At 55.8% G+C, this 9,520-nt stretch carries 5 protein-coding genes; 4 read left to right on the top strand and 1 reads right to left on the bottom strand.

The genetic code is table 11. From position 1 onward, the window contains the following. The first annotated feature begins 82 nt into the window (after positions 1-82). The 4 genes from ACMLHG_RS05940 to ACMLHG_RS05925 all read left to right on the top strand — a co-directional run bounded on the left by ACMLHG_RS05940 (position 83) and on the right by ACMLHG_RS05925 (position 8,439). Positions 83-1,369: a glycoside hydrolase family 27 protein gene (locus tag ACMLHG_RS05940; RefSeq protein WP_295808888.1), complete on the top strand. Its 1,287-nt coding sequence runs from the start codon at positions 83-85 to the stop codon at positions 1,367-1,369. A 570-nt stretch (positions 1,370-1,939) separates the two neighbouring features. Further along, the gene (locus ACMLHG_RS05935) at positions 1,940-5,293 is read left to right on the top strand and encodes a beta-galactosidase trimerization domain-containing protein (protein WP_417169895.1); all 3,354 of its coding nucleotides are present in this window, start codon (positions 1,940-1,942) and stop codon (positions 5,291-5,293) included. Positions 5,294-5,507: 214 nt separating this feature from the next. Beyond that, positions 5,508-6,257 (top strand): prepilin-type N-terminal cleavage/methylation domain-containing protein, encoded by a 750-nt coding sequence (locus ACMLHG_RS05930; RefSeq protein ID WP_417169894.1) that lies wholly within the window; start codon positions 5,508-5,510, stop codon positions 6,255-6,257. Positions 6,258-6,339: 82 nt separating this feature from the next. Next, entirely contained in the window at positions 6,340-8,439 is a 2,100-nt protein-coding gene (locus ACMLHG_RS05925) for a hypothetical protein (RefSeq protein ID WP_417169893.1), read from the top strand. Between the two features lie 21 nt (positions 8,440-8,460). Here ACMLHG_RS05925 and ACMLHG_RS05920 read toward each other — a convergent pair. Continuing rightward, positions 8,461-9,520 (bottom strand): Gfo/Idh/MocA family protein (locus ACMLHG_RS05920; RefSeq protein WP_417169892.1); only part of this gene is annotated, 1,060 nt, incomplete at its 5' end.

Genomic DNA, 9,520 nt, shown 5'->3' with positions numbered 1-9,520 from the left:
TATCATTTCTCCGGATATTTTCAAGCGGAAGTCGGGTATACTATGGGTAACAGCAGACCAGTTAATATGGAAAGGTGAGACGATGCTGATTGCCGAGACGAAGACTCCCCCCGCGGGCTGGAACAGTTTTGATTGTTACATGGGTTCGATCAACGAGGAACAGGCGCTGGCCAACCTGGAGTTGTTTTTGAAGAAACTGAAGCCGGCCGGATATGAATATTTCTGCCTCGACGCCGCCTGGTACGCCGACGGCGATCAGGCGTGGAACGAACAGTTGCGCAACGTGGGGCAGTGCCGCAATATGCATATCGATTCCTACGGGCGGTTTGTGCCGTCGCCGGTGAACTTTCCGCACGGGTTGCGCGCTCTTGCCGACCGTTGCCATGAGAACGGCGTCAAGTTCGGAGTTCACATCATGCGCGGGATGCCCCGCATGGCGCTCGAACAGAACACGCCGATCAAGGGAACCGATTTCCGGGCGCGTGACATTTACGATCCGGACAACTTCTGTCCGTGGTGCAAATACTGGGTGGCGACCGATGCCTCACATCCGGGCACATTCGCCTATTACCGGAGCGAGGTGGAGTATCTCACCGAAGAGTTGACGGTGGATTTCATCAAACTGGACGATGTGGTGGAGCATCCGGACCATGTGGCGCTGTTCGGGAAGGCGCTGGATTCGGTTGCCCGTCCGGTTCTGCTGAGCCTCTCTCCGGGAGCGGAGGATATCTGGCGCGGCAGCTGGAAGGAGTATGTTCCTTACGGCAATATGATCCGGGTCACTCCCGACGCCTGGGATGACGACCGGACCAATCTCATCAAATTGCGTCGCTGGTATGAGTTTGAGGATCTGAGCGGCCCGTCGCTGTGGGCGGATCTGGATATGCTGCCGCTGGGGGCGCTGCAGGTGACAATTCCGCCGGAGCTGGCACTTCCGACGGGATCGGCGCGGCAGAGCAAGCTTACCCCGATCGGGAAGAAGGTGATGATGACGATCTTTGCGATGAGCTGTTCGCCGTTGATTTTCGGCGGGGATCTGCCGCAGACGCCGGAGGGGGACATCGCGCTGGCGACACACCCGGAGATGTTGCGCTGCAACCGGAACGGCGTCGTGGGGAAGCGTGTCAGCCTGATGCGCCGCATCGACGTCCGCAAGGCGCCTTGCAAAGAGGATTCTTCTCACGGCTGGCTGGGGATTTTCAGTTTGAACAGCGATGCGCGGCGGGTGAAACTTTCTGCGTCGCAGCTGGGATTTGAAACCATTCCGCCACTGTACGACATCTGGGGGGAATACCCGATTCACATCGGTCCGGAAGGGGTGCTGGAGCTCTATCTTCAGCCGTACGACTGCGCATTCCTGAAGTATTGAATCTTCTTCCGGCAATTTGATCTGACTGCAGGGGACGAAAAGCTCTCCAGAGGGCGGATTGTGCCCGGAAACTCGACGGAACCAAGGTATAACAAACAAATGACCGGGGGTGTTATGACGAAATGTTTGCTGGCGGCGCTTCTGCTGGGAGGCGGAGTTCTTTGGGCGGAAGATTTCTCTCAATGGAGAGGGAAGGGCACGGTAGCGGAGGTCCGGGGAGAGGTTTTCCATTTCAAGGACGATGATCCGGGGAAAAGCAATGGTATTTTCGGGAGGCATATTCGAATTACGCCTGCCCCTGTCGAGCGTCAATTGATTTTTGAGGCAGAGATCCGTCGACTGGCCGGATTCAGCGGAATTGGGATCCACATTGCTGCATCAAACCTGCATGCAAAGGAACAGGAACAGGCGGCAGGCGAGGCGGAGTGGAAGAAGATCTCTTTGCGGGTTCCACTGCCGGCCCATTGCGACCGGGCTTATTTGAAGTTGCTCTGCGCGCATGGGTATGGTCGAACGGGCGAGGCGGAATTCCGCAATCTCTCCTGGAGGGTGGTACCCCTGGAAAAAAAGGTGGAAAAAGGAGCTCGCTTTCTGATCTACGATGATGATTTTTCCGGCCACTGGGATCTGCGAGGTGTCTCCTGTCGACAGACGGGAAATTCGGCGTATTCCGGTCAGCGCGGCTTGGAAATTACTCCGGCTGCAGGACAACATGTATCCATGCGGCTTCGTTCGCTGGAGAATTTTGTTCCGGTTGTCAACCGGGCTCTGGATCTTTCGGATTATGTAAAAGCCGATGGCTGGCTGGAATATTGCATCCGTCCCCGACTGCTGTTTACCGTGGGGGGTGTATCACCGGAGAAGCAGATGGTGAAATCCTGCGAAAACGGCTGGACTCAGGTTCGCATCCCGCTGGCGGAACTGTCGAAGCGAAATAATTTAAAGGCGTTCTCCGATTTGAATATGACCTTTGACGGGAAGGTTGATAAATTCAGCATTGATAGAATTTTTTTCCGTTGTAATGATCCTTCTGCACAGGTCCGGTATGTCTGGAGTGGAAACTGGAAGGCGAAGCTGGAGTCTGAAATGGCAGCCTGGAAACAGCTGCCGCCAGATTGCGGCAACCGGCCGAAGATAGAACAGGGAACGTTCTGGATGAATGGGAATCCGACATTTCTGCTGGGAGTCAACTACTTCATCGCTTCCAATGAATTTGATGAAATCTGGTGGAAACGTTGCAAAATTCTTTTGCCGGATTATCATTACCAGCTGCTTGACCGGAAGATCTGTGAGAGATTCGGGTTCAACACGGTTCAGTTCCCCGGCCTGCCGTTTCACTTTGTTTTTGCCCGCAATCAACTGCCGGTGTGGGATGTGGAGAGGGATGATCAGCGCCGCCGCAACTGCAGCAATTTCGACAGAATGCCGATTTCCGTGGACCCGACAGTGATCTACTACTTCCATCGCAATGAGAAAGCCGTATTGAACGACCCGGTCACCCCTCAGCCGAGGGAGATTCTGCATCAGAACCCGGGGTGGCACGCCTTTGTTCCGTTCTGCCCGGAACACCCGATGGGGAAAAAGATCATACTTGGACAGCTTCGTGATATGTCTCTTTTTACTCGGGCCAATCATGGGAATCCTTTTTTGTATGAGTTGATCAATGAGAGCACGTACGATTGTCGCTGCCGTTTCAATCGCGAGAGGTTCATCGAATTTCTGAAGAAGAATTTCGGCACTGTTGCGGAGATGAACCGCCGGCTGGGGACAGGGTTCCGCGATTTCCGTTCGGCGGCTTTTCTGCCTGATTTTTCGAAGGCGCCGGCGTTGCGTGCCGCGTGGCGCAGTTTTCTGTCGGACCGGTTTGTGCAGGTCCTGGCGGAAATGAAGAAGGCGATTGCCGATGTGGATTCCCGGCCCGACATCCACTTCTGTCAGCAGATTCTGATCGCCGGCTTGCTGACCGGAAGCGGTTCGACAATGGACCAGCGCAAAACCATGGACGTGCTTGATGTGCTCGCAATCGAGGGCGGGTATTCCTACGGCTTCGCCGAAAACGACGGGCGCTGGGAATCCGACGAGATGGAAGCGGTATTGACGAGAGGGGTTCATTTTTTTTCGCTGGTGGCCGACTATGCGGCTGCGGTCGTGCGGGGAAAACCCGGGAAAACGGTGGCCGATCAGGAGCATTATTGCATGCGTTATGACGGGAAAGACCGGATACCCTCTCTGCCTGCGGATTTTCCCACCTCTTTGTGGGCGAGCGTGTTCCACGGTGTTTCCGCTTCCAGTATCTTCAACTGGAGCGGCGGAAAATGGCAATGGTCCGATATGGAAGGGGCCAGAAAATTTGCCCGGTCAATGAAATATCGCGGAGCCGCGCTGCTGAATCCTTACTGCTATCCAGAGAAAACGCTGTCGGGATTGCGTGGATTTATGGAAGAGCTCGAACCGCTTCGGAACGTTGTTCTGCCGATGCCGCGTCTGAAAAGACCGGAAGCGGCCATTCTTTTCTCCATCACCAGCCAGCGGATGCTGGGAGATCGGCAGTCTCTGCCGAATATGGAGAACTGGTACAATGCGCTGCTGCGGGAACAGCTGCCTGCTGAATTTGTCTTCGAGGAGGAGTTCTCTGCGGAAAATTTGAAACCATATAAGATCTTATTTATTCCAGACTTGAAGCATTCTCTGCCCGGTACGCTCAATGTGTTGGAGGAGTTTGTTCAACGGGGCGGATCGATCGTGTGCTCCGAGGATGCCCTCTCGATGGATCCGTATGGATTGCCGTTGGAAAACAGATCATTTTTTCAACAGAAAAATGTGCGGCGTTGTCCCAAAGGGCTGATCGGATCCAGGCTGCGCAACCTCTTTGCCGAGGCGTTTTTACGTGCCGGAGCCAAGATTCATCTGGAATTGCGAACGGCGGAGGGAAAGAAGTTTCGCGCGGCGGAGGCGCAGTTGATCGACCGCGGTGACACCAAGCTAATTCTTCTGGTCAACTGGCGGAATGAAAAAGCGGTACCTGCCCGACTTGCGATTACGGATATTGCTGCCGGACGCTGGCGGGTGACCGATCCTGTATCGCGTTGTCGAGTCGGGGAATTTGACGCCGAAGAACTCCGTCGCGGGATTTCATTCACCTTTTTTCCGCAGGAGCGGCAGTTGTTTCTGCTGGAGACGGGAAAGGCAGACCTCTTCCCGGATGCGGCAGAGAAGAATCCGGAAAGCATTGCGGCGCGCGCCCGGGAGATCAATGCAAAAATCGAGCAGAGAGAGCAGCTTCAAGGAGAACAGAAACGGCGGGCGGCGGAGGCTGCACACCGTGCGAGCCACTGGGAAAAAACTCCCGGGGCACACTTCCAGACCGTAAATCTCGCCGGTGCGGCAAATATGGGGTATGTCGATGAGGTTGCGGGAGATCATCGGGGCGGCTGGTTTGATGACGGGCCGGAGGCGGGATTGCCGGGTATGAAGCCCGGGCGTCATGAGTATTCCGGCATTCCTTTCGAAATTCTTGGCGGCAGTCGGGCGGTCTGTGTTCTGAAGGGAGAGAGTAAGCCTTACTTCCCCCGGGAAACTCCGGCAATCCCTCTTTCCGGCAAGGCCAGACGGATCTACTTTCTTCAGGCTTGCGGCTGGAGTGTCGAGGATCGGCCGTTGCTGATCTGTGAGTTGACCTATGCGGATGGAACGCGTTCGAAACTTTCGATGGCCGGCGGACGCGACATCGGCGACTGGCATGGCTTGAAATCGCTGCCGAACGCGCGGATCGGGGCCGCTTTCTGGACTTCCGGAAAAGAACGGGTCGGTTTTTACTGTACCAGACGGGAGAATCCGTATCCGGACAAGGAGTTAACATCGATGAAATTTCTTTCAACCGGGCTTGCCGTGCCGCTGATCGGTGCCGTGACGCTGGAGAAATAGACAGGAGCATTGAGGGAAATATGGGAGAGCAGTCGCTTTGACACCGCAGGAGGAATTCTGCCCGGCTCTCCGGGGAGGGCAACTAGAGGTGATTGGATCGCAGCCGGTTGTCGGATACGATCACCTTCCGACGGTATCCGGTGGAGGAGAAATGAGACGTCAAAGAATGGAACCAATTGTTTTCATGTATGTTACAACAGAAGGATTGAAGCAGATGCGCAACCGGTTTTCTCTGATCGAGCTCCTTATTGTCATCGCGATCATCGCGATTCTTGCGGCGCTGCTGCTGCCGGCACTCAATTCGGCGCGGGCTGTGGCGAAACAGATAAGCTGTGTCAACAATATGAAAAACATTTTCATCTCCACTGCCTCCTACACTCAGAACAGTGATGACTGGCTGCCGCCCGCCGGGTTGCACAAGGCGTTCACGCTTTATCTTTATCCTTATCTCGGGATTCAGGCGGACAAGATTTCCCGGCAGATCAGCACCTCCCGGCCGGGAGAGTATTCGACGGGGCTTCAGTTCCGGCAGCCGCGCGGTCTGCTCTTCTGTCCGGAGTCGGTGATTCCCAATCCGGCGTTTTCCGGCACTCCGGATGCAATCAGCTGGTATTACAGCAATTATTCCCAGTCCTATGCGACACAGGCCAACATCGATCTCAGAAGAAACCGGACCGGTCGGGTCTGGCTGGTTGATGGAGATACCAATAAAATTGTAAAATTACGTTCCGGAGCCTTGCTGCTGGGGGAAAACAACCATAGTGTAGTATACAGCAACGGCGACTGTGATACCGGTATTTTTTATATGAATTCCATCGCGTCGTATCCCTCTGCTGCCGCTACGGGAGCTCCCGCCTGGAATCATCACCGGAACCGGGCGAATTTTCTGTTCCTCGGCGGCAATGTGAATACACTGCGGTATGGAAGACATTTCAATGATGACTATCAGCTGCTGAACCGTTGACGCGGTGAAGAATCTTGCAGCTGCAGCAAAGAGTAGACGGTTTGATCACACAGTTTTCTGATCGGTGAAAATGGAGCATGATATGGGAAGATCATTGTGGATTATGGGGTTGCTGGGGCTGCTGCCGGCGCTCCTTTGTCGTGGAGAATTGCCGGTGGCGGGAAGTCCGGCGGCGGGAGTTCGTCAGCTCGTCGGCGTCCATGTCCCTGGCAGTGTCGGAGGAAACGCTTTGTGCGGAGATGGCAGCTGTCTCTATCTTGCCGGCAAGGGACGGCTTCAGGTATTCGACCTCCGGCGGAATCCGATGAAACCACAACTTGCAGCGGAGGTGAAGGGGTTGCCCTGGGTGTGCCGTCAGATGGCGGTACATCGGGGGTATGCGTATATCACCGCACGAAACCAGGGATTGTGGATTGTGAATCTTCGAAATCCTGTCGCCCCGAAGCTGGTCGGGAATTTCGACACGGCGGAACTGGCTACCGGTGTGGATGTTTCAGGCAATCTTCTGTTTGTGGCTCTGCGGTATTATGGCGTACAGATCTTTGATATTACGAATCCTGCTGCTCCCAAACATATTACATTGTTTCGAAATGGCAAGGTGGAGGCGCAGTCCATCTTCTGTCGCGGAAATCTGCTGGCCGTGGGGGACTGGGGGCACTCCCGGGTTCAGTTGCTGGATGTCCGCAATCCCGCCGCTCCGGAAGAGATCAGCTATGTTCCCCTGCAGGGATATGGCGACGGAGTTTATCTCCACGGCAATCTGCTTTATGCGGCCACCGGACACCATTCCAGACAGGGATCGGCGGCCGAGCGGTTTGGCAATGGTCATGGAATGGAGATATTTGATGTTTCCGATCCCCGGAAGGCGGTTCGTCTCGGGGGCGTTCATTTTCCACGTTTCTTCGCTCTCGGCAACGACTTCTGGTCCGTCTGGCCGGCGGGCGGAATGATCGCGGTTGCCGATACGCACAACGGGCTCTTTCTGGTGGAGGCGGCCGATCCCCGCAATCCCCGGATTGTAGCACAGTTTCAACTGCCGCCGGTCCGGGTGAGAAAGAACATTTTTGACAATTCCCTGATGGATGCGTCAAAGGTCCTTTCCTTGAAGTTGGCAGGTGACGGGAAACACTTTCTGCTCCCAGATTGTGTCGGTTCCGTAGTTCCGGCAAACGACCGGCTGTATGTCGCCGGAAATCAGAGCGGACTTTTTGTGGTGGAACTGCCCGGTTGCGCTCCCGTTCCCGCCCGGGAGGAACTGGGAAGAAGCGAGGTAACATCCGCGGTGAAGGAGGTTCCCGGCTTTCTTCACTACGACTGCGGGGGGATGGTGCGCCGGGTCGCGACCGACGGTCAGTTGCTTTACGTTGCGGCGTCCTCTGCCGGACTTCAGATCTGGGGAGAGGATGGCAAGGGGTGGAAAAAAATTGCAACCATTTCTGAAAACAGGATCTACGATGTTTCGATATGCGGAACTCTTCTGGTGGCGGCGGAGGAGAAAAAACTCTCCATGTGGCGGATTCAGAAGGGGAAACTGCCCGTGTTGCTCGGGCAGATGAAAAGTTCTTTCCCCACGCAGATACTCCACCTCTACCGGAATGGAACACTTGCGGCAGTCAGCGGCGGTGGCAATCGGATTGATTTCATTGATCTGCGTGATCCGGCGCGCCCCCGGATGCTGGATCCAAGCCATGAACGCCGCATTCTCTATATCGATTCATTTCCGGAAAAGGAGCTGGAGGGGCTTATTGCTGTGAATTCTCACGGTGCAGGGCTTTCCTGGTATCGGCTGGAGGAAACGGGAGGGAGGAAACTGCGCGGCAATCCGGCTCTTCGGTTCAACCAGTTTGACGGAGTGACGGCCGTCGGGAAACAGTTTCTGATGCCGTCTGGAAAACAGTTTTATCTCTTTTCTCCGGAGAAGTTTGGATCCGATGAATTTTCACAGAAGTTTCCTGCACCGCCCGGCATGGAAGGGCTTCCCTCCTGGAACGGTGGTTCGTTGCTGGCTTTCTCCCATCGAAGCAAAGGGAAGGTGACGTTGTTCGATGTCACGAACCCGGAAACTCCGCAATGGAAAAAAAGCTTTGATTTTCTGCCGGGAACGCCGGACCGGGTGGTTTTTTATCGGAATCGCCTGATTGTTCCGGCAGGTTTCGATGGCCTCTACTGCCAGAAGCCTTGACTGCCGTTTCGATATTTTCCTTCAGCCGCCGATCGGCAGAGAGTTCTGCCGGTGGATGAGTTCGGTGAGCTTGACCACGTTGACGCCATCCTCCATCGTAATCGGGTAGGTGATTCCGTTGCGGATGGCGTCATAGACATCCAGCCACATCGTGTCCTGCGAGTAATAACCGGTCGCCTGCGTGCCGACGCCGGACTCCTTTCGCGCGCCCTTCTGCAGGGTGTGACCGCGCCCCGCTTCGACCGGAATCTCCTCGCAAATCAGTTCCAGAGGCTCCTGGTTGCCGTAGAACAGCGGATAATTCCCCGTTTCGGCGTGGATTTCCGGAAGCTGAAAACCTTCCTTCAGGTATTTGAGGCGCAATACTTTGCCTTCGTTCGGCACCGTCAGCGCGCCGCGGTCCCCCCAGACCTCGTAGAGATTGCCCGGCAGAGCGCAGGTCGAGGAGATTTCGATATCCGCAACGCAGCCGTTTGCCGCTTTCAGCAGGATCTTGATCTGATCGTCGGCGTCCCCGGCGGAGAAGTTGTGCTGAAGGTTGCTCCACACATCGACCACCGGCGAACCGAGCAGCTGGAGCGCCTGATCGAGAATGTGCGGGCCCCAGTTGTTCAGCATTCCGCCGCAGAAGCGATTCAGTGTCTGCCAGTCCCGCCGGCGGCAGTAGATGGGGTGGCGGTACAGCTTGATCATGGTGATTCTGCCGAGAATGCCTCGCGAAAGAATGCGCCGGATGTGGTTGAATTCCGGCTCGTAGCGGCGGTTGAACCGCAGAAAGAGCTTCCCCGGATACCGTTCGGAGGCCTCTTTGAGGCGCATGACTTGCTCGACGCTCACCGCAATCGGTTTTTCAATGACCACGTATTTCCCCGCCTCCAGCGCCTCGATCGCCTGCGGCGTGTGGTCTGCATTGCGGGTGGCGATGGTGACGAGTTCCACCTCCGGGTCGGCGAGCAGCTCCGGGAGTGTGGCGAAAGTGCGGATGCCCGCCGCGGCGGGGGGCAGGTCAAGAAGACGGTCGGGGGCGGTGTCGCACCCGGCGATGATTTCGAAGAGGTCCGGATACGAGGCGAGTTCCGGG

It is taken from the genome of Victivallis sp. (assembly GCF_048170485.1).
Taxonomy (GTDB): Bacteria; Verrucomicrobiota; Lentisphaeria; order Victivallales; family Victivallaceae; genus Victivallis.
Note: the sequence above shows the minus strand (reverse complement) of the source record. Positions and strands in the feature narration are given on the sequence as shown.

Excerpts from the sequence above, each read along its gene's own strand:
- ACMLHG_RS05940 (WP_295808888.1), top strand. The coding sequence starts at position 83 with ATGCTGATTGCCGAGACGAAGACTCCCCCCGCGGGCTGGAACAGTTTT.
- ACMLHG_RS05930 (WP_417169894.1), top strand. The coding sequence starts at position 5,508 with ATGCGCAACCGGTTTTCTCTGATCGAGCTCCTTATTGTCATCGCGATC.
- ACMLHG_RS05925 (WP_417169893.1), top strand. The coding sequence starts at position 6,340 with ATGGGAAGATCATTGTGGATTATGGGGTTGCTGGGGCTGCTGCCGGCG.